At 57.5% G+C, this 19,723-nt stretch carries 22 protein-coding genes, 1 tRNA gene and 1 pseudogene; 11 read left to right on the top strand and 13 right to left on the bottom strand.

Features of this window, described 5'->3' with window-relative positions:
* Positions 1 to 30: 30 nt before the first annotated feature.
* Together EGH21_RS18110 and EGH21_RS18105 are read right to left on the bottom strand one after the other, a co-directional pair.
* Complete coding sequence (locus EGH21_RS18110) at positions 31 to 306, bottom strand: DUF7521 family protein (RefSeq protein ID WP_211087819.1); 276 nt, start codon at positions 304 to 306, stop codon at positions 31 to 33.
* A 3-nt stretch (positions 307 to 309) separates the two neighbouring features.
* On the bottom strand, positions 310 to 660 hold the full coding sequence (locus EGH21_RS18105) for an ArsR/SmtB family transcription factor (RefSeq protein ID WP_220619831.1): 351 nt from the start codon (positions 658 to 660) through the stop codon (positions 310 to 312).
* A 111-nt stretch (positions 661 to 771) separates the two neighbouring features.
* Here EGH21_RS18105 and EGH21_RS18100 point away from each other — a divergent pair, with 111 nt between their 5' ends.
* The 3 genes from EGH21_RS18100 to EGH21_RS18090 all read left to right on the top strand — a co-directional run bounded on the left by EGH21_RS18100 (position 772) and on the right by EGH21_RS18090 (position 2,941).
* On the top strand, positions 772 to 1,332 hold the full coding sequence (locus tag EGH21_RS18100; protein WP_220619830.1) for a DoxX family protein: 561 nt from the start codon (positions 772 to 774) through the stop codon (positions 1,330 to 1,332).
* A 30-nt stretch (positions 1,333 to 1,362) separates the two neighbouring features.
* The gene (locus EGH21_RS18095; RefSeq protein WP_220619829.1) at positions 1,363 to 1,752 is read left to right on the top strand and encodes an SHOCT domain-containing protein; all 390 of its coding nucleotides are present in this window, start codon (positions 1,363 to 1,365) and stop codon (positions 1,750 to 1,752) included.
* Between the two features lie 214 nt (positions 1,753 to 1,966).
* Positions 1,967 to 2,941, top strand: coding sequence for a sulfite exporter TauE/SafE family protein (locus EGH21_RS18090; protein WP_220619828.1), 975 nt, complete (start codon positions 1,967 to 1,969; stop codon positions 2,939 to 2,941).
* Positions 2,942 to 3,011: 70 nt separating this feature from the next.
* On the opposite strand, the gene EGH21_RS18085 is transcribed toward EGH21_RS18090, so the two are convergent.
* Positions 3,012 to 4,655, bottom strand: coding sequence for an ABC1 kinase family protein (locus tag EGH21_RS18085; RefSeq protein ID WP_220619827.1), 1,644 nt, complete (start codon positions 4,653 to 4,655; stop codon positions 3,012 to 3,014).
* Positions 4,656 to 4,683: 28 nt separating this feature from the next.
* On the opposite strand from EGH21_RS18085, the gene EGH21_RS18080 reads away from it, so the two are divergent.
* Both EGH21_RS18080 and EGH21_RS24155 read left to right on the top strand, forming a co-directional pair.
* Entirely contained in the window at positions 4,684 to 4,827 is a 144-nt protein-coding gene (locus tag EGH21_RS18080; protein WP_220619826.1) for a YHS domain-containing protein, read from the top strand.
* A gap of 19 nt (positions 4,828 to 4,846) precedes the next feature.
* Positions 4,847 to 5,017 (top strand): annotated as a pseudogene (locus tag EGH21_RS24155) (site-specific integrase); the annotation flags it as partial.
* 9 nt (positions 5,018 to 5,026) lie between these two features.
* On the opposite strand, the gene EGH21_RS18075 reads toward EGH21_RS24155, so the two are convergent.
* The gene (locus tag EGH21_RS18075) at positions 5,027 to 5,794 is read right to left on the bottom strand and encodes an HFX_2341 family transcriptional regulator domain-containing protein (protein WP_220619825.1); all 768 of its coding nucleotides are present in this window, start codon (positions 5,792 to 5,794) and stop codon (positions 5,027 to 5,029) included.
* Positions 5,795 to 5,912: 118 nt separating this feature from the next.
* Here EGH21_RS18075 and EGH21_RS18070 point away from each other — a divergent pair, with 118 nt between their 5' ends.
* The gene (locus EGH21_RS18070; protein WP_220619824.1) at positions 5,913 to 6,899 is read left to right on the top strand and encodes an E2/UBC family protein; all 987 of its coding nucleotides are present in this window, start codon (positions 5,913 to 5,915) and stop codon (positions 6,897 to 6,899) included.
* A 124-nt stretch (positions 6,900 to 7,023) separates the two neighbouring features.
* On the opposite strand, the gene EGH21_RS18065 is transcribed toward EGH21_RS18070, so the two are convergent.
* Entirely contained in the window at positions 7,024 to 7,284 is a 261-nt protein-coding gene (locus tag EGH21_RS18065) for a hypothetical protein (RefSeq protein WP_220619823.1), read from the bottom strand.
* 15 nt (positions 7,285 to 7,299) lie between these two features.
* On the opposite strand from EGH21_RS18065, the gene EGH21_RS18060 reads away from it, so the two are divergent.
* On the top strand, positions 7,300 to 8,736 hold the full coding sequence (locus EGH21_RS18060; protein WP_236035651.1) for a HesA/MoeB/ThiF family protein: 1,437 nt from the start codon (positions 7,300 to 7,302) through the stop codon (positions 8,734 to 8,736).
* On the top strand, positions 8,733 to 8,945 hold the full coding sequence (locus EGH21_RS24665) for a KTSC domain-containing protein (protein ID WP_220619822.1): 213 nt from the start codon (positions 8,733 to 8,735) through the stop codon (positions 8,943 to 8,945). The genes EGH21_RS18060 and EGH21_RS24665 overlap by 4 nt, the downstream gene beginning before the upstream one ends.
* A 183-nt stretch (positions 8,946 to 9,128) precedes the next feature.
* On the opposite strand, the gene EGH21_RS18050 is transcribed toward EGH21_RS24665, so the two are convergent.
* Complete coding sequence (locus tag EGH21_RS18050) at positions 9,129 to 10,016, bottom strand: DUF8172 family protein (RefSeq protein WP_220619821.1); 888 nt, start codon at positions 10,014 to 10,016, stop codon at positions 9,129 to 9,131.
* Between the two features lie 68 nt (positions 10,017 to 10,084).
* Positions 10,085 to 10,381 (bottom strand): PadR family transcriptional regulator, encoded by a 297-nt coding sequence (locus EGH21_RS18045; RefSeq protein ID WP_220619820.1) that lies wholly within the window; start codon positions 10,379 to 10,381, stop codon positions 10,085 to 10,087.
* A gap of 362 nt (positions 10,382 to 10,743) precedes the next feature.
* Between EGH21_RS18045 and EGH21_RS18040 the strand changes: the two genes are divergently transcribed.
* Entirely contained in the window at positions 10,744 to 13,119 is a 2,376-nt protein-coding gene (locus EGH21_RS18040) for a heavy metal translocating P-type ATPase (RefSeq protein ID WP_142980609.1), read from the top strand.
* A gap of 63 nt (positions 13,120 to 13,182) precedes the next feature.
* Here the strand turns inward: EGH21_RS18040 and EGH21_RS18035 are convergent, their stop codons facing one another.
* From EGH21_RS18035 to EGH21_RS18010, 6 genes are all read right to left on the bottom strand, one after another.
* Positions 13,183 to 13,365, bottom strand: a complete 183-nt coding sequence (locus EGH21_RS18035) for a hypothetical protein (protein ID WP_185903333.1) — start codon at positions 13,363 to 13,365, stop codon at positions 13,183 to 13,185.
* A 46-nt stretch (positions 13,366 to 13,411) separates the two neighbouring features.
* A complete protein-coding gene (locus tag EGH21_RS18030) occupies positions 13,412 to 14,215 on the bottom strand; it encodes a hypothetical protein (RefSeq protein ID WP_221886753.1) in 804 nt (267 codons plus the stop codon).
* 534 nt (positions 14,216 to 14,749) lie between these two features.
* A complete protein-coding gene (locus EGH21_RS18025) occupies positions 14,750 to 15,169 on the bottom strand; it encodes a DUF8215 family protein (RefSeq protein ID WP_142980612.1) in 420 nt (139 codons plus the stop codon).
* A 40-nt stretch (positions 15,170 to 15,209) separates the two neighbouring features.
* Positions 15,210 to 15,284, bottom strand: a tRNA-Glu gene (locus EGH21_RS18020).
* A 393-nt stretch (positions 15,285 to 15,677) separates the two neighbouring features.
* A complete protein-coding gene (gene cydB, locus EGH21_RS18015; protein WP_142980614.1) occupies positions 15,678 to 16,679 on the bottom strand; it encodes a cytochrome d ubiquinol oxidase subunit II in 1,002 nt (333 codons plus the stop codon).
* Positions 16,672 to 18,096 carry a cytochrome ubiquinol oxidase subunit I gene (locus EGH21_RS18010; protein ID WP_142980615.1) on the bottom strand — a complete coding sequence of 475 codons (1,425 nt, stop codon included), beginning with the start codon at positions 18,094 to 18,096 and terminating at the stop codon, positions 16,672 to 16,674. Before EGH21_RS18010 ends, cydB begins: the two co-directional genes overlap by 8 nt.
* 187 nt (positions 18,097 to 18,283) lie before the next feature.
* On the opposite strand from EGH21_RS18010, the gene EGH21_RS18005 reads away from it, so the two are divergent.
* Together EGH21_RS18005 and EGH21_RS18000 are read left to right on the top strand one after the other, a co-directional pair.
* Positions 18,284 to 18,847, top strand: coding sequence for a plastocyanin/azurin family copper-binding protein (locus EGH21_RS18005; RefSeq protein WP_142980616.1), 564 nt, complete (start codon positions 18,284 to 18,286; stop codon positions 18,845 to 18,847).
* Between the two features lie 103 nt (positions 18,848 to 18,950).
* The gene (locus EGH21_RS18000) at positions 18,951 to 19,703 is read left to right on the top strand and encodes a DUF7260 family protein (RefSeq protein WP_142980617.1); all 753 of its coding nucleotides are present in this window, start codon (positions 18,951 to 18,953) and stop codon (positions 19,701 to 19,703) included.
* The last annotated feature ends 20 nt before the right edge of the window (positions 19,704 to 19,723 follow it).

Here is a 19,723-nt window from a genome sequence, read left to right as displayed (position 1 = left end):
GATACCAAGATACTTTGCTGAATCGGGAGTTCAGGGGTTCGGCGCATAGAGCGCGTACAGGATAGAAAGCATTCCCGCTGCCGCGACTAGTGCAGCCACGAGACCTGCCTGGAAGATTGATACCTGGAGCAGTTCGAATAGAACTCCTTCGAGGAGTCCACCGAGGCCAATTAGTGCGAATCCAAGGGCGACGTAGAGCATCAGCTGTGTTCCGTGGCGTTGGTAGCCGCGATAGGCTTGGTACGCGATAACCAGAGCCAACGCGGTCATGAACAACTTGGCGATGACGAATAATGTGTGTTCCATGAATCAGTCTCCTCGCATGTTTTCGAAGATGGATGTAATCCGGTCAGCGGGATCCGGCCGGACATCGATCTGGATGTCAAACCCCTCGTCTTGGAGGAGGACTTCGATACGTTCGAGACGTGCCTCATACTCCCGATAGTGCCGACCAGCGGGATCGACGTGCGTGTACTCTTCGAGAAGTCCTTGCTCGACGAGTGTGTTGACGCGACGAGAGACGGTTGGGCGTGACATATCGCATTCCTCGCTGAGTTCTTTTGCAGAGAGACGGTCCGTCTTCGTCGCCACGAGAATATCGCGAGCGTACTCGTCGTCGAGTGTGGCAAAGACGGCTGATGGGCTCAACTCCTCGGTCACACTCGCATACTCGTCCTAGTGGGGTAAAATAGCCGCCCGGTTTTCTGACTCAGAACACTGGCTCACCGGTATATCGTCTCTCCCTGCGTACTCTAACTCGGTGAAGTAACAATGTCTACGATTCCCTCTGGCGTTAACCAACTTGAGAGCAAGGTCGGTGGCCTGACCGTCGGTGGCCGCGTCCACAGCCTCAGCGCGTGGTTCGTGCTCGCACTCCGCCTCATGATGGGGTATGCGTTCGCGTACTCCGGGTTCACGAAGATCACGGGCGAATTCGCGGCGGGTGGCTACCTCTCGAACGTCGCGGCGACCAACGGCAACCCCCTCGCAGGACTGTTCGCGTGGATGGGTTCGACCCCGTGGTTCGTCGAGTTCGCGAACGTAGCTGTCCCGTGGGGCGAGCTGTTCATCGGTCTCGGACTGCTCGTCGGCGCTGTCGTCCGCCTCGCGGCGTTCTTCGGCGCGCTCATGATGGTCATGTTCTACTTCGGGAACTGGGACATCGCCCACGGCGTCATCAATGGCGACTTCGCGTACATGCTCGTGTTCCTCGCGGTTGCGGCGTTCGGTGCGGGCCGCATCCTCGGGCTCGACAAGTACATCGAACAGTACGAGGTCGGCGGCGAGGCGCTCGTCGAGCGCTACCCCGTCCTCGAGTACATCCTCGGCTAACCACGCCGAACCATTTCAGGAGAAATACACATGACAAACTCAATTCAACCACGCGGTACTCGTTCCCTCGGACTGATCGTCGTCGGTGCGCTGACGGTCGCGGTTATCGGGGGTATGGCCCTGACGCACGCAGCCGTCCCGGACGCGGTGATGTGGGACTGGCACTACGGAATGTGGGACGACGGCCACATGACCGGCTGGGGGCTATGGGGATGGGGGATGATGCTGTTCGGCATCCTCTGGATGGCCCTCATCATTGGTCTACCCATCTATCTCGTCTATTGGTTGGCTACCCGATCTCAGGCTGACGGACCCGACGAGGATAGAGCCCTCGTGACTCTCCGTGAGCAGTACGCTCGCGGTGAGATCGACGACGAAGAATTCGAACGCCGCCGTGGCCACCTCATGGAAAACCACTGACGTATGTCGCGTCGGACCTTCCAGCGAGCGTCCGAAAGTGTATAGAGCGTCCACCGCCGAAGAATTGGGCACACCGCAGCCTTTTGCACACACATACTGTACTCAAAGCAACGATGGTGGACTTCTCTCTGTTGCGCTGTCGTAGCCTTCTGCATTCGTGCGGAATCCCGGTCACGAACTCCCCCTCAAATCAGATGGAGGCTGGTTAAAAGCGATGTCGCCCGTAGAAATAGAGGCACTGTTCTTCGTGGGATTCGGGTTCCTAGTGGGGATTCTCTTCGGCTTCTTTGGACTGGGTGGGAGCTTCTTTGTCACCCCGGCGCTCCTCGTGCTCGGCCATCCCGCCGAAGCCGCTGTGGGCTCCGGTCTTGTGTTCGTCTTTGGGACGTCACTCGCTGCAGCCGTCACCCACCGGTCTGCTGGACACATCGATTACAAGCTCGGTGGCCTGCTTATCCTCGGGATGGCAGTTGGCATCGAGGCCGGCAGGCGGATACTCTTCTGGCTCGCCGGGAGAGGACTTGCAGATACCGTCATCAGCATCGCCTACGTCGTATTGCTGGCAGTGGTCGGTGTGATCATTCTCCGTCGAGTTCGCAATGAACGACTCGTCGGCTCCATCGAACAACGTACTCCCCCGGTGTTCGAGCAATATGCTTTCAGCCGATTTCCACCGCTAGTCGAACTCCGGTCTACCGTGCAGGTCTCCGTGTGGCTCGTCCTCGTCGTCGCCATCGCTATCGGAACGCTCTCCGGCTTTCTCGGAGTCGGCGGCGGATTTCTGATGGTTCCGAGTCTCGTCTATGGTATGGGTATCTCGAAATCGATAGCGGTTGGTACGGATATCTTTCAAATCGCGGGATCGAGTGCGTTCGGCTCTGTTCGCTACCTCCAGCAAGGAGCCGTCCATTTCTCAGTCGTACTCCCACTGCTCGGAGGGAGTGTCTTCGGGTCCTATGCCGGATCCCGGCTGACAGATGTCGTCGACGAGAGCGCACTGATGAGCTACTTTGCGGTGATGCTACTCCTCGATAGCGTCGCAGTAGCGAGCAAGACTATTAGTCAAACGTACGATATTCGAATCCTCCACGACCTCAGTCTCACGCTCCTCTTTGGGACCGCGCTCGGCGTTGCTACGCTCATCGTCTACCGAGGTGGACGAACTGCCTACCGCGACTCGGTCAGATGATTGTGGGTTCGAACGCCCTCGTATAAGTATAGAATCATCTGGGTCTACAGGCGTGAGGATAGCCGACTAATCATCGTCTGCCATCGTCTGGTGATCGGACGAACAAAAAGAGAAAGACGAGTACGACGATCATTCCCAGTAGCGAGTACGTTATGTCTACTGGGACAAGCAGGGCACTACCGATGAGCGACGCCGCTGCTAGAATCGCATACCCGAGTGAACGTGATCCCTGTTGCTGAGTCCTGGCAACAGCTTGCATTCGCTCTTCTTGACGGGCGTCAAGCTCTTGCTCGAATTTCGCTGGGAGTCGGAGGAGTGCCCAGAGTGAGGTTTCCAGTTCGCCTCGCATCTCCGCGAGTTTCATCCGAGCTGCCCGTTCCATGAACCCGTGCTCGCGGAGGAACGCCTGTGCGGCAGCGAGGAAGTCGAACTCCGGATCGAGCTGTCTGAGAACCCCCTCGCTGATCGAGCCCACCCGGAGGACGAGCATGATGTCAGGCGGGATGCGAAACGGGAACTCGTGGAGCATTCCGGTCACTTCGCTAATGATCTGCTGCCAGTTCACGGTCTCGCTCCCCTCCAGGTCGTCGATGACTAACTCAAGGACGTGCCCGACAGCTGCTCGATCAGCATCGGGGTCGAGGGCTCCGAGAGCGATGAGTTCGTCAATGATTCCATCGACGTTCCGATTGACAGCAGCGAGATAGAGGTTTACGACGCTGTTCTGCATGGTCGGCGTAAATCGGCCACTCATCCCGAAATCGTAGAAGACGATACGGCCTTCCTCGTCGACGGCGAGGTTGCCGGGATGGGGATCTCCGTGATACACCCCGTGTTCGAGCCCCATCGTGAAGTACGCGTTTGCGACATCTCTCGCAACCCGTTTCGGGTCGTGGCCCTTCGATTCGAGTTCGTCAACGTCGGTGATCTTCGTCCCCTCAGCGTAGGCCATAGTGAGGACACGCTCCGAGGACACGTCGGTATAGACGCGAGGGATAACGACCGACTCGTTTTCGTCACCCTCGAAGTTCGAGCGAATCTCCGCCATCATTCGGGCTTCCCGCTCGAAGTCGAGTTCCTCCAGAATGATGCGCTCGAAGTCGTCAGCCATGTTTCGGAGCGAAAACTGGAGGCGCTCCGGGGCAAGCAACATGACGAGCGGGATGAGTCGGCGGGTGATGCGAAGGTCGGTCTCGATGAGATCTTTGACGCCAGGTCGTCGAACCTTCACGACGACGTGATCGCCCTGATACGTCGCTCGGTAGACCTGCGCCAGTGACCCACCTGCAATCGGTTCCGGGTCGAAGTCATCGTAGGAGTGATAGCCGACATCGTCAGCGAGGGCGGGGATCATCTCGCGATATGGCCCCGTCGGGACTGCATCCTGCAGCGTGACGAACTCCTCGGCGTACACTGGTGGAACGACGTCGGGGCGAGTCGAGAGGACCTGCCCGATCTTCACGAACGTCGGCCCGAGATCGAGCATGGTGTCGCGAAGCCGGCGGGCGCGCTGGGCGTGCGTTTCGCGAGAGATCGGGCGGGAGCGTCCGAAGAGCAAAAACCGACGCCGGTCGCGAAGAAAGAGTATCACAAACGGGACGAGTTTGCCCAGAATCCGGAGGAGTCGAAGAGGAAATCGAATCATCAGAGTTACCGCCGAATTCGCCCGTCGTTCCCTAATAGATACGTGTTGGAGGCGTTCCGAAATCACCATTCGGGTGGGCACCGAAGCGTTCTGATGAATGACTACCGATCCGGTCTGTGGAATGGAACTCCTGTCTGGCGAAGCCGCCGCAACGGTTCAGTACGGCGGGAAGACGTACTATTTCTGTAGCGACGAATGTCGACAGCAATTTCAGGTCCAGCCGGCGGTATATACCGAGTGATCTTGGGGCTGCCCACCCTCGTGGTCGGGCAGAGCACACTCTCGTGCAGGCGTTCGGGGAGCCCGTTGCAGCCCGCTATCTCAACAACTCTGAGGAGATGGTCCATGACCGGTATTCACATATCGAGACTGGGGAGTTGGGAGACGTTGCTACAGAAGCTCTCGAAGAGGCCGACTCGTCCGACCGCTAACGATACTAATCACGTTTCGATGAGGTGTCTAAACGCAGAGAGTGTATTTTCCCCTTCCTCAGTAAGATCCACGTCCGTCCGTCGCCCAATCTTCTTTGTTTCGATGAAACCCTTCTCGTTTAGCGGTTCGAGTATATGCGTTTCGAGTAATCGGTAGCGGGCTCGGTCCGAATCAGCCTCATGGTCCGTAATGAAGGGCAATCCCTCCGGTGGTGTTCCTGCTTGAATTGGTTTACCGTTCCCTTGGCCGAATTCGATTAGCTCTTTCTTCGTGACCGGACCATTTCGGTAAATGTACTCCATCACGTAGATGAGCTGTGTCTCGGGGGCATCTATTGGGTACGCCGGCAGTTCCTTGATGTTCTTCACCCCGTGGGAAACCGGTTTGACCCGTTGAGCGTCTTTTTCACCATATCGTTCTGGCTCAACGTAATACGGCACAGCGTCGGTTACCATACACGCGATCATCCCGCCGATTGCGGATATTTTACTCCCGGTTGCAATGTTCACGAACACGTCATCGTCTGCGTGCTGTTGGATTTCTCGTGCCGTCACCCGGACAACCTCATACAGATCGAAAATGTTGCAGGATCGGATCTCTCGGTCAATCCCAGCTGCCTCGATATCCTCATACAGCTCCTCGACAAATGGCGGCCGTTCCCCCTCACCCCATTCAAGTAGGATTAATCGATCAGCTTTCAATTGCTTCGCGGCTTCGACGACACGATCGCGCTCGAACCCGAGCGGCGCGATATGAACTCGTTCACTGGGGCGCATGTATCGCTGTTGGTGATTCTGTGGTTTATGCGTTTGGTGCGGATTGTGTGCTTAATGCCGCTACTGATGTTAGAGACCGCGTGGTGCTTAAGGGGATGACGCTGTTAGGCGAATGTGCATGCAACCAACTGATCTCGAGGAAGCAACCCAGCATGCCCAAGACCGCTACCGAGGACTGAACGCTCAGCTCGAGTCTCTCGACGAAGAGACGGCCGACGACCTCCGTGCCGCACTCGAAGCCGCAGAGGACGCCATCGACGAGGGGCAAGACACCGACGAGGATCGATCCCGCTACGACGCGCTCAATCGGGCGGCCGACTACATTCAGTCAGCACAAGACGACATCGACACCCTCCAGGACGCGGCTGGGTTCGATGTTAGCTACGCTGAGGAACTCGAAGCACTCGAAGAGGCCATCGAAGAAGTCGAGGACGGCCTTGATGAGGCGCTCGAAGATGTTGATGAAGGTGATGATGATGAGGACGACGAGGAGATTGACGGCTACGAGGTGACCGTCAGTGGGGAAACGAAAGTACTCGACCAGCAGTACATCGAGCCGATCGAACTGCTGCGCACGTTCGAGTACGATCCCAACCAGTACGTCCTCTACCCTCCAGACGAGGACGATCGAGTCCCCAAAGACAGCGACATCAACCTCGCCGAAGAGAACGTCTTCGACGCAATCCCCGTTGACACTGCCTACGGGAGCACCCAGCTCGACGACGTGCTCGCAGCGGACATCGAAGCCCTTCGAGAAAACCACGAGGTCGATGTCGATACCGAGGCCGAGGCGCAGTTCGTCCACGTCACCGTTCGGGACTACCAGATCCCGTCGGATGCCTACAATGCGGACACGACAGACGTGATGATCCGCGTCCACGAGAACTACCCCCAGAAGGCTCCGGACTGGGTCTACGTCGACGAGGATCTCCGGCTTGAAGGAGGCGGCGAGCTTCGGAAATCTCGCGACGACCAAGTCCGGGGCTGGTTGGCTCTTTCCTGGCACATCAACAAACTGGACGGCATCGAGTGGGAACCCTACGAGACCGATCTCGAGTGGTATCTGGAGACCGTCGCGAACGGACGACTCCGACAGGGTGACTGACGCGACCCCTCCCGCTGGCGATTAATCCACCCACATTACATCTATGCAGGGACATGAGACTGACGGCAGCCGAGAGCGAGCGACGAGGAGCAAGTCGCGAGTATCTCACTGGCTTCGCTCCGTACTAGAAGACCCTGATCACGAGTGGCCGGTCGCTGACCGGATACGGGTTCGGATCCGAGGCGCCGACTACCAGCGGCTGCGCGAGCACCTCGTGCGTCCAGAGCAGAAGTGTCCGAAAGAACATGCCGCCTATCTCGTTGCCGGTACACAGGAGTACACTCATCGTGGGCAGCGGGTCTTCGAGTATCTCATTCGTGAGGTCCACCTGCTGGATCGGGACGAATATCTCGATCAGTCGACCGGAATCGTCCGATTCGATCACACGACGATTCGGTCGATGATGCGGGCGACCGAAACGGACCATCGGTATCTCGACGATATGGCCCTCCTGATGTGCCATAGCCATCCCCGTTCGAGCCAGCCGTGCTACTCGGGCACCGACGACGAGAACGAACCGGCCCATATGGCGTCGCTGACCGGTCGAACTGCTGGTCCGCATGGAAGTCTCATCTTTGGTCAAGGGGGTCTGACCGGCCGGGCGTGGCTCTCTGACGTTCCGACGATCAGGCATGAGCCGATCACGGCCGCCGCGTCGCCGATTGATGAACTCGTTGTCATTCACGACCGTGAACTAGAGCGGATTCGGACGACGGATTCACGACTCCCTCCGGCTTCAAACGGCGAGGACGAGATGCGCGACCGGCAGGCGTTGCTCCACGGAGCCGGCGGTAACACTCGGCTACGGGACGCTCACGTGGCCGTAGTCGGTGCTGGTGGACTCGGGGCACCGATCGTCCAGACGCTCGCTCACCTCGGCGTTGGCGAAATCACGGTCGTTGATCCCGACGTCGTGGAAGAATCCAACCGCTCGCGAATCGTCGGCGCACGCCCAGCCGATGCTGGTGATCCCGAGCGGACGCCCGACGAGGATGGTGTCGTCCCAGCTGCGTGGGCCGAGGCCATCGACGGATGTGGGACGCCCAAGGCGGAGGTCCTGGGACGCGTTGTCTCCGATATCGATCCGTCGATCTACTATCACGGCATCTACGAGGAAGTTCAGGCTCCGGGAGCGCTGGAGCAGGTCGTCGCTGCGGACGTGATTGTCACTGGCACCGATACCGCCACGTCACGTCGATTCGTGTCGGAGGCCGCCCAGCAGTACCTTCGGCCACTGTTCAACGCAGGCACGGATATCGACGTTGACGACGACGCTGGACTCCGAAGCATCGCGACCAGCTTCCAAGTGTCCGGCGCGAACCGGGCGTGTCTGGACTGCTTGGATGCGATTAACGAAGATCGGATCGATGCCGAAGGCGAAGACGAAGACAATCTCGAGTATGGACTTGACCTCGTTGCCGGAGAACAACCATCGGTGATCACGATCAATCAGGAACCGGTACAACGGTTGACGTTCGCGCTGCACCGGTTCCTCACGGGACTCCTCGCCGACCGGCACGGATTCCAAACCGGCACGTACAGCGCAACCTCAGACCGCCTTGTGAGCGACGCAGAGGCTGCTCCCGACTGCCAGTTCTGTAATGGGGCGTTCACAGCTACCGGCGATCGTGGCGTCCCAATAGCGAAGACTGGACTGTATCGGACAACGCCGTCGACTGTCGAGACAGGGAGTGTCGCAGAACTGGGTCTCGATGCTGCCGTCGAGAAAGAGCCAGCCAAGGACAAGGCTGAACCTGAAGGTGATGAACCGTCCAATGAGCATAGCCTACTCGCTCGTATCAAGAGTACGGTAGCCCGCTATATCCCACAGCTATGAACCGAAAACCCGTTTCGTCGAGTAACCTGAAAAGTGTCGGCTACGATCAGAGTTCGAACACTCTCGAGATAGAATTCCACGGTCGCCGAGTCTATCAGTACTACAACGTCCCGAAGAAGATCTATCAAGGACTGATGGCGGCATCCTCTCACGGAAAGTATCACCATCGCCGAATCAAAGACAGGTATCGATATTCTCGGATTCGGTAGATGAGAGATTGATCACAACCAGCCTGTGCTGAAGCGTTCAGCACTAGGTTTATACCGCTTCGCGGACTTTCTTCGCATATGAGCCTCGAAGAGACGGTTGACTACCTCGCCGAGGAACTCGACCTCGAGCGAAGTGAACACGTTCGCGAGGTCGGACAGTCGGTCGCCGAGCTTCGCGACTGATCAGAACATTTCTCTGAAGTCCCGTTCGACGAGTCCGCCCTCCAGATACGTGATGAACTCTTGTTTCGTTGGTCCTTGACGGTCGAGCAGATCGTCCCGTTCTGCTCGTTCGAGAACTGCCTGCGCAAAGTCCGTACAGTGGGATTCATGCTGCTCAGCGTACTGCGAAAGGGCTTCTCGCCAATGCATATCCAACTCGAACTCGGCTAATCGAATTTGGATCCCGTCTTTCCGTTCGACGAGGTCGACATCCAGGTCTTCGAGTTGCTTGAAACGGAGGTTGTTCCGGCGGACCGTGATGAGCCGCTTGGAATCAATGATGTAGGGGTCAACCCACTCTCGCCAGGTATCGTCGTCGACGTGTGTTCGTGGCATCGCAAAATCCGAGTCCACACTCTCAATACAGAACTGCAGCATAGCGATGCCAGTTCGATGATTCGCATTCGGGAGGGAATGTCGGAGAATCAAATTCGACATCACTTCTCCAGCGACGGTCGGAAGTGGGGCTCCCCAGGACACGTGATCGAGTGCCTGCTGGATTTTTTGCGGTTCGAACTCCTTGTAGAGCCGAAACTCATCCTCCTCTCGAACATCGACAGCTGCTTCGAGCAACTCCACTAATCGGAATGCGACAACTTGCCCAGCACGAGGAAGGTCACGAATACGGTCGCTCAGCCATTCCTGATCGAAGTCAATATCTTGGGCTGATTCGATCTCTGAATCGCCTTCATAGAGCACATAGACCGGAGATTCGAAGGGGTATCCGATGAGCTTTGTCAACTCGTCGGATTGCTCTCGCTGAGACCGGATCTCTGCTACCGATGCCGAGCTATATTTGAGTGAGAAATTCTCGGCCTGTGGGTGATGATAGAAGACGAGCCGAGCCATCTCAATGCGTATTCGTGAGAAGTGGGTAAAGCAGTCCCGCTTTTATATTGAGTTCTACTCGCCTGGTTCTACGACGTAGTGGGTGCGTTCACGTCCTCTAAATACTGGCTTTCCCACTCACGTCGCGCCTCGATCTCCCGCACTCCGCGTTGTGTGACCGTGTACACGTTCGTCCGTTTGTCGAGTTCACCTTTCTCCAGGAGGCCTTTGCCGACGAGGTCGTCGAGGTTTGGATAGAGCCGCCCATGATTGATCTCTTGTTCGTAGTAGTCGTCGAGTTCGGCCTTTACTGCGAGCCCGTGTGGTTCCTCGAGCCCGGCGATCACGTACAAGATATCTCGCTGGAACCCAGTTAGATCGTGCATCCGTGTGCTCCCTATTTTTGAGGGGTGGCATATGTTCTCTCTGGTGCTCAAAGGCGGAGATTCGGACCAAGGGTATCTACTCGTATACTCGTCACCGAACAGCGTTTAATATCGAGGCATCTGTATCACCGGTAATGACACTTCGGCCGAGGTCGCCCTTGCGGCTCCGTGGCTGTGCTCGGCTCGCTGTCAGCTGGTGGTAATCAATTGTGTCTTCGTCTCAATCACTATCTTCCACATGCGCGCTTTGTAGTAGGGCTGTCTCCGAGGATCGAGTCGTGGCTGAGGACGACATCGTCTTCTGCTGTGATGGATGTCGAAACGTCCATCGAGTGCTCGGTAGCGATGGAGATCACAGTCGGATGGCTCCGACGGACGATATCATGCGCAAGCCTGAGTCTGGAACGGACGAGCGCGAGGCAGCCATGCATCGATTAGGAGCTGAGGACCGTGTCTTCCTCCGAGTCGACGGGATGCACTGTGCGACGTGTGAGGGATTTCTCGAATCGGCCGCCAAGGATTGCAAAGGCGTCGTCGATGCGGCAGCAAGCTACGTTACCGAGACGGTCCGTATCACATACGACCCTGATCGTGCCTCAAAGGAGACTCTCTGTGATGCCCTGAGTACGCTCGGTTATTCGGCTACCCTTCGTGCTGGAGGGAATGATGGCTCACCGACTGTAATCGGACAGTCACGGCGATCTGACGAGCCGAATGAACGAGGGATTGACGAGGTGCTGGGATTCCGTTACGCTGTTGGCGTCATTTTTGGGACGTTCATGCTCCTCCCGTATGCGGTTCTCCTCTACCCGGCGCAGCTCTCGTCATTCTTTGGCGATGGGACGCTCGATATGTACGCGAGTGCGTCCGGACTCGGCGGTGGAGATGGCCTGTTGATCCTGCCACTCTTTCTCGTTTTGACAGGGGTGGTTCTGTTATTCACTGGCCTCCCACTGTTACAAGGTGCGTATGTTAGTCTGAAGATGCGACAGCCGAACACAGACCTGCTCGTCGCACTTACCATCGTGAGTGCCTACGTGTACAGTACGATTGCCTTTCTCCTCGGTCGGATCGATGTTTTCTACGACCTCACGATTCTGGTTGCCGCGAGTGTGGTGGCTGCTATCTTCTACGAATCCCTGAGCAAACAGCGAGCGATGGATCGCCTGACGAATCTCACTATCTCTCACGTCACCGAGGCCAGGCGGTATGGCGCCGATAGGATGACAACGATGGTCGACGTACACGATCTGGAACCCGGGGAGCGTGTCCTCGTCCGCGAGGGCGAACGAATCCCGGTCGATGGAGTTCTCGCTGAGGGTGAGTGCACGGTCGACGAAGCGATCGTGACGGGCGAGTCGCTCCCGGTATCGAAGCGAGCGGGCGACGACGTCGTCGGCGGGGCAGTCGTCACAAATGGTGCTGCTGTTCTCACAGTGAGCGATGGGACAACCAGTAGTATCGATCGCCTCATCACCTCGGTCTGGAATCTCCAGAGCGGGGAGCACGGCGTCCAGCGGCAGGCCGACCGGCTCGCGTCGGTTATCATCCCGGTCGTCGTCGGTGGGGCGGTACTCACTGGATTGGGGTCGCTTCTGGTGGGGACTGGCATTCCCGTCGCCGTCCTGACGGCGCTGGGAGTTCTCCTGGTTGGGTGTCCGTGGGCACTTGGCCTGGCAACCCCGCTCTCGGTGGCAACCAGTATCGAACAAGCGGTAGAGCGGGGCATCGTCATCTTCGACGAGACCGTCTTCGAGCGCCTTCGGAACGTCGATGTCGTCGTCTTCGACAAAACGGGGACTCTCACGACCGGCCAGATGGATGTCCTCGAGGCGGATGCACCGTCGGATCTCCTCGAAACCGTCGCGGCCCTCGAACAGCGAGCATCCCACCCGGCGGCCGCCGCGATCGTGAATACATTAGGAAAAGGGAGTCAGGACGGCGACCGATCGAGAGCCGATGGGGGTGTTACCGATGGAAGTGATCACGAGCACGCAGCGGACATCACTGAATTCACGAGCCACGCGACCGGCGTCGAAGGAGTCGTCGCGGACACGCGCGTTCTCGTCGGGAATCTCGATCTCTTCGCGGACCTGGGGTGGTCGGTGAGCGAGCAGATCGCGACGCGGGCCACAGGGGCACGAACGGCCGGTCAGCTACCGGTCGTCGTCGGCCGTGACGGTCATGCAGAGGGCGTCATCGTCGTGGGAGACGAACCACGCCCGAGTTGGGATGACACACTCACGCAACTGAGTGATCGTGATATCGAGATCGTCGTTCTGACCGGCGATGACGAGGCCGCCACTGACTTTCTCGACAGCCACCCTGCCGTCGATCACGTGTTCGCGGGGGTCCCACCCGCAGGCAAGACCGCGACGATTCGGCGGTTGCAGTCCCGGGGACAGGTTACGATGGTCGGTGATGGAACGAACGATGCGCCGGCCCTAGCGACCGCAGACCTGGGAATCTCGCTCGGTGGGGGGACGGCACTCGCATCCGATGCCGCGGATATTTCTATCGTCGATGACGACCTCGCGGCGGTGGAGACGACGTTCGATCTCGCAGATGCAGCTCGTCGGCGTGTCACACAGAACAACGGGCTAGCGCTGCTCTATAATCTGGTCACGATGCCCCTCGCAGCGACGGGGTTGCTGAATCCGGTGTTCGCGATGGGTGCGGTCGTGGCGACCGGCGGTCTCCTCGCGGCGAACTCGTTTCGAGACCTGCTTCACGAGTAGCGGATCAAATCCTACGAAGCGGCAGATACCTACTGTAACCGGATGAAGACGGCCCCTATTGCTTCATTCGAGGAACTCGAAGGCACCGAGGCCCGCGTACCCGACTACAAAGCCTGCTACGATGATGCCTCCAGAGAGAATCTGGTAGAACGGCGTCGACGGCAGGAAGCCGGTCGCAAGGGTACCGACAACGATCAGTACCGCTGCCAGTCCAAACAATCCGTAGCGTCGATGTTTGCTCTCCATATCTTGAGACATCCGTCAACCGTGTTCTCACGGTAGATCTCTCATTTCAGTCGGCTGGGATGATGGCGGCCGATTGATCGGGCTGTCGGGCTGCTTGGACCGAGTAGAGTAGACTCCCGGTGAAGAGGATGAAGCTCCCGACAATGAATACCGCACTGAGCGGCGAAGCGGAATCGACGAACACCCAGTAGAGAGGGGCGGCAATCGATGGCCCGGCAGCAAGCACCGCGATCTTCGCGACGAGTGGCCCACAGCACCCACAGGTACACGTCCCGACGATTGCAGCACTTCCCGCGGTTCCTTCGGTCATACCAGCCCGTTCCTCAACACGCCAGTGCCGGGCGATGAGAGCGGCGTTCAGCCCGATGAGTGCGCTCAGCAGCCCGACGATGATGACCTGGCCGGGGGACACGGCCAGGAAGAACGGGATATGTACGTACGGGAGGTGCGGAATCGCGATTTCGAGCGTGGGCCACGACACCAGCTGATAGATCGCGGGCAGCACGACGACCGTCACCTCCTCGGGGAAGCCCTCCTCGGGGAAAAACGAGAGGTAGCCCGTCACGGTAACGAAAAAGAGCGCTAACACGATGCCGACGCCGATGCCGAAGCGACGCGCAACCGGATCACGCATAACTGCGCGAATGACACTCCCTGCGTCCTTCCAGACGACATACCCGACCAGGAGTGGCGTGCCGAGGACGATGGCGTACCCGAGTGGATGGGTATCGCTTGCCAGTCCAGGAAGCAAGTAAGGGTACGAGATCCACAGTCCCATGAGGATACCAAGGAACGTGTACCGTGGCCGGGATGGCCAGCGGAGCCACCCAACGACGAAGCTCGCGACCATGATGCCCAAGCCACTCAGTAGGGCAAGTGGTTGATACCACGACCGGGGAAACGGCATTGAGTTCGCAGTGTACGTCGGATCGGGAGAGAGTCCTTCGAAGAGTACGGCTCCAAGCGCAGTGATAGCGATACCGGCGAACACGCCGTACAGAGCGGTTGTCGCCGTAATCCGATCTGTCCGCTTGAGAAGGATGAATCCACCGAGGATAACGGCACCAACGAGTGCAATAATTACACCGTGTCCTTGCGAGAGTCCACCACTTCCGGTTGTACCGTGGGCGGACGCGACTGGAACCTGAGTGAGCGTACCAATCGCGGCGAGAAGTACAGAGAGTGGCCGAACAGACCCAATTCGAGAGGCCTGTCCACGGGAGGATTCCCCCCGTTGTTGGCGCTCTTCCGGTGACATTATTCGACCTTGGATAGGGAGCCACTTCTACCTGACTGATTTATCTCTGATATCCCGGATTTGCCTGTCTTGTATCCTCAGGGTGTGGAAATACCCTCCTCCGAAAGTATGACCAACACGGTGAATTCACTCGCCGTCCAGAAACACGAGGAACTGTATGTGCTTGAGGAACCAGACCGGAAGAACGGCCCCAACCCCTGCAGCGAGTGGGAGACTATTCGATGCCGTCCACACAATCTGTCCAAGTACGGTTCCAATAATCAAAACGCCGTTGTATGCGATCGCATTCACCGCTAAATCGCCTTTCGACTCAGGTCGGGGCCACTTGATGAGACTGAGCTTGACCGCTGACGTCCGGCCGGAAGCTACTGCGACAAGAAGTCCGAGTAAGCCGGATACAAACCATCCGAGTACAGCTGGTGGCCAGCTATATACGACCGTGGCGGCGGCAAGAACAAACAGACACGGGCTAGTGAGTGTACCGATTTCTACAGAGAGATAGCGGGTCAAAATGTGTTCTTCGGTCTCTTGTTGTGCGGTGGCCATCTGTGATAGTTATGAGTAGAGCAGTGGAACGGATCAGGGATGCTCCGTCGAGGATTTGAACCCCGGTCCTCGACGAGAGATGCCGAGATGATTGGCCGAGCTACACCAACGGAGCATCTTGAACTCGCTGGTCACTCCTGTTAAGCCTGACCACTTCATCAAACGGTTCGATATACTCAGGCGCCTACGTGGAATCTGTAGTATCGATCACCCATTGTTTGATGAGCTCATTCACGTTGTAGAAGAGAATTCCAACCGAGACGAGTGTTGTGACAAAATAAATAATCAATCCTGGCGGGCCACCAATCGATGTGCCAATCGCACCTCCTCCGAACCCGACAACCGTAAGCTCAACCCACGTCACTACGATACGAGACAGCAATCGGGGTTCCGAACTGGATTGTATTGATACCATCGTCTCAGGTCACCATCTTCACGAACTGATGTTGATTTCTCATTGGATTCTATCCTCACAATTCAACGACACGCTGTTGCCTGATTATGCGTCTCATCCGTACGTTCCCTCAGTATCGACGGGACCACTGAACGCTGAATAGAGCACGATAAAGTATATGAGCACAATCGGCAGCAGCACGCTCGCCATGATCGACATGAGATTGAGCGGAAGCGTCGAGATGATCGCATCTCGGATGGTGAGTCCAGCCGTTCGATCGACGACGGGGAACAGTAGGGTCGCAACGAGCCCTACGAATCCGAAGACGAGCGCGACTGTCGCCGCGAACGCGGCGTAGTACCGACGTTTGCGGAGCGCGACGACGTAGATTCCCGTCAGAGTTGCAGTGAGAATTATAAGTGCAACGACGGTGGGGGATCGGAAAGAGGAGCGCAGCCCTGGTTCGGTCACGTATATCGCTCCGAGAGTGATGATTGCTCCACCAAGATAACCCACGGCGGCTCGAATACCGTAGGTCCGCATTTCGCCTCGCAGCGCGCCGCGGGTTTTCAGCCCGAGGAATGCCGCCCCGTCGACGATCGTGAGGGTGAGGACTGTGAGACCACCGAGGACCCCCACTGGGGTGATCAGGCTGGTCGCCCCGAGCAGCCAGTTCATCACGAACAGCCCTAGCAGAAACGGCGTCACGGTACTCCCGATGACGAACGAGTAGCCCCAGAGTGTCCGCCAACGGTCATTTTCGCGCTCCTCGTACATCTCGGGAGCGAGCCCTCGGAGCCCGAGTGCGGCGAGAATCGCGAACATCAACAGATAGTACCGGCTGAAGAGGTTCGCGTAGACGGACGGAAACGCCGCGAATAGTGCTCCACCAAAGACGACGAGCCAGACCTCGTTCCCGTCCCAGAACGGCCCAACAGCCGCCAACAGCTGTTCTTTCTCGTGGTCGTCACGGGTCGCAAACAGGACGCCCACGCCGAAGTCGAACCCGTCGAGAAAGAGAAACATCCCGAATATGAAGAACAGCAGCGCGAACCAGAGCTCGGCGAGTGGTAATCCGAATAGCGGCTTCGTGGCCAGCGATCCGACGCTAGTCACTAGATGTCACCTCCGTTTTCGATGGAGGGGCGCGGTCACTCAGTCTGAGTTCATTGTAGGATGGTGGCCCTTCTCTGATGATGCGACTGACGACGTACGTGTAGAGGCTCAACAACAGGGCGTACCCGGTGGCGAAGCCGATGAGCGTGAACGTTGCTTCTGCACCTGTTAAATCGGAGGAAACGCCAGCACTTGTTTTCATCACTCCTTGAATGACCCATGGTTGTCGCCCGACCTCGGTAACGATCCAGCCGACTTCCACGGCGAGGAACCCTAAGAGAGATGAGGCCATCAAAGCCTTGTGTAATAGGTCGTCCTCGAAGAGTTCCCCACGCCACCATCGATAGGCACCCCAGACGGCCAACAGGATGAACCAGAAGCCGAGCGCAACCATGATTCGGAACGCCCAGAAGACGATCGCCACTGGTGGGGCTTTCGTCGAGAAGGATTCGAGGCCACGTATTGTCGCCTGTGGGTTTCCGCCACTCGCGAGCCAGGATGCTCCCCCCGGGATGCCGATGCCAAATAGCTCTTTCGTGCGTGGGTTCAGCAGGTCGTTGACGTCCGTGGGGAACGCGACAATATACTCGGGGACGTAGGAGTCTGTTTCCCAGACGGCTTCCATCGCGGCGAATTTCTGGGGTTGGGTTTCAGAGACGTGGCGGGCATACTCATCGCCCTGAATTACCTGTAGTGGAGCCGTGATGAGGAGAACAACGAGCGCGATTTTGAGCGTCTTCTCCCAGACATTGATGTGTTCAATTGGGTAGCCCCAGACGTGGTGCCGGAACACGTAGTAGGCCGCGACGCCGGCCATGAAGAGCGCCACCGACTCGACTGCGGCGTTCTGCATGTGGACGAACATATAGGGGAATCTCGGGTTGAGGTAGGCCGCGAGCGGATCGGTGAGTTTTACGACTCGCTGGCCGTTCTCGACGACGATCTCGAAGCCCCGAGGCGTCTGCATCCAGGAGTTCGCGATAAGGATCCACACGGCCGAGAGCCACGTCCCGAGCCCGACCGCGATACTCGAGAGGAAGTAGAGGCGGTCCGAGACGCGGTCACGGCCGAAGACGAAGATGCCGAGGAACGTCGCCTCCAGCATGAACGCCATCATCCCTTCGAGCGCGAGCGGGCCGCCAAACAGCTCCCCGGCGGTAGTCGAGAACGCGGCGAAGTTCGTTCCGAATTCGAACTCGAGGACGAGTCCGGTCACTGTGCCAACGACGAAGCTGACCGCAAAGATGCGCGTCCAGAACCGACGTAACTGTTCGTACACTGGCTGTTCTGTACGAATCTCTTTCCATGTAAAATAGATGAGAAACGGTGCAAGTCCCATACTCATCACTGGGAAGATGATGTGAACGATCGTGGTGAGCGCAAACTGGAGTCGGCTCGCAAGAACGGGATCAACCATCGGGCTCACCTCGACAGAGGTAGCTATTGGTCTGAACGGTGGCCCAGAGATCGAATGAAGAATGGGGCCATGCCAAGCGGAATGCCATCACTCCGACTTTGCGACTTCGGTACGTCAAACGAAGGCGGTGTCCTATGTATTGGGAATCCGCCTTCGACCCTTATATTGGGGAGTTTGATAAGTGGGTATGGAGCGTCGACAGGTCCTCAAGACAGCCGGACTTCTCGCAACAGGTGGCGTAACTGGTCTCGCCGGATGCAGTAGTTCGGGGAACGGAGATAGTGGCGGTGAGCCAACCACGACTGAAACGCAGGAGACAACTGGTGGGTCAGGAGACTCGAATACCGTTATGATGGTTACCGAAGGGAGCGAGTATTATTTCGATCCCATCGGTCTGTTCATCGAATCCGGGGAGACAGTCACGTTCGAAATCCAGAGTGGGAGTCACTCGGCAACTGCCTACAAACAAGGAACGAGTTCAGCAGAGGTGACACGGATTCCCGAGGGAGCAGAAACGTTCAATAGCGAAATCCTGAGTGAACAGGGGGCAACGTTCGAGCATACGTTCGAGACCACGGGGACGTACGATTATTTCTGTATCCCGCACAAGTCCCTGGGGATGGTTGGTCGGATTGTCGTTGGCGAACCCGGCGGTCCCGCGGAGGGGAGTATGCCGCCGGACGGAGACGTTCCCGAAAGCCAGACCATCGTCGATCAGGGCAGCGTCTCATACAGCTCGTTCTCCGGGTAGGCGGCCGCGTATACTGCGAGCTGTGCGCTCTGGAATCGCTTGTACACCATATGGCCGACATTGACTCTGCTTCGGACTTCCAGTATGGAGACATACGCTGTCGATGACGCTCGCACAAGGCTCGTGGCCGACATACACGGATGCTGCCCTCGATAGTGTTCGGCGAGAACGACGTGAGGTCGAACGTGAATGTCGAGCCTTCCAACGGTTTCGCCAGCGTATTCAGACAGTCGACACACAGACTCCTCGGTTCGAACGGTCCGTTGTTGGAGTGAATCAGAACTTTATATCCGAAGAGAAGTCGATCCGTGATGCCATCGAGCCGTGGTATCATGATACTGTAATGGCAGTCGACCACTACGGCGACGTGTACGGTGATTCGTTCGAGGCGAGCCTCAGTGCCGAGTTCGGGGTCGATGTGTTGGTTCTAATCTCGGAAGCGACTACGTTCTCACCAGTCATCAAACAACGACTCCTCGAGGCCGCACAGCAGTGTATTGACAACCGCCAGGTCTTTCTGGAGAGCCTCCAGGATGAATTCACTACGCTCAAAGATGCGCAATCTACAGTTCAGGAGATTCGAGAGGCGATAGCAGAACTTGATTCTACGGAATTACAGAGGGGCTCAGATACTGAACTGACCGACCGATACGACACGCTTCACACGTTGAATAGTGAATGTAAGAGTTGGATCCAGCAACGGCAGGAGGAAATCCACACTCATCGAATCGATCGATCGGCAGACGTGGATACCCACACTGATCTCTGTTCGTATCTCTATGAGGGTCTGGAGGTTGATTATCCGGTATTGGCGACGTTTGTCGATATCTTGGAAATCATTTCCCAATATGAGTAGTTCCTTCTTTCACTTCCTAC

It is taken from the genome of Haloarcula rubra, assembly GCF_019599465.1.
Lineage (GTDB): Archaea > Halobacteriota > Halobacteria > Halobacteriales > Haloarculaceae > Haloarcula > Haloarcula rubra.
The sequence above is the reverse complement of the archived record's forward strand: the minus strand, read 5'-3'. Positions and strand labels throughout refer to the sequence as shown.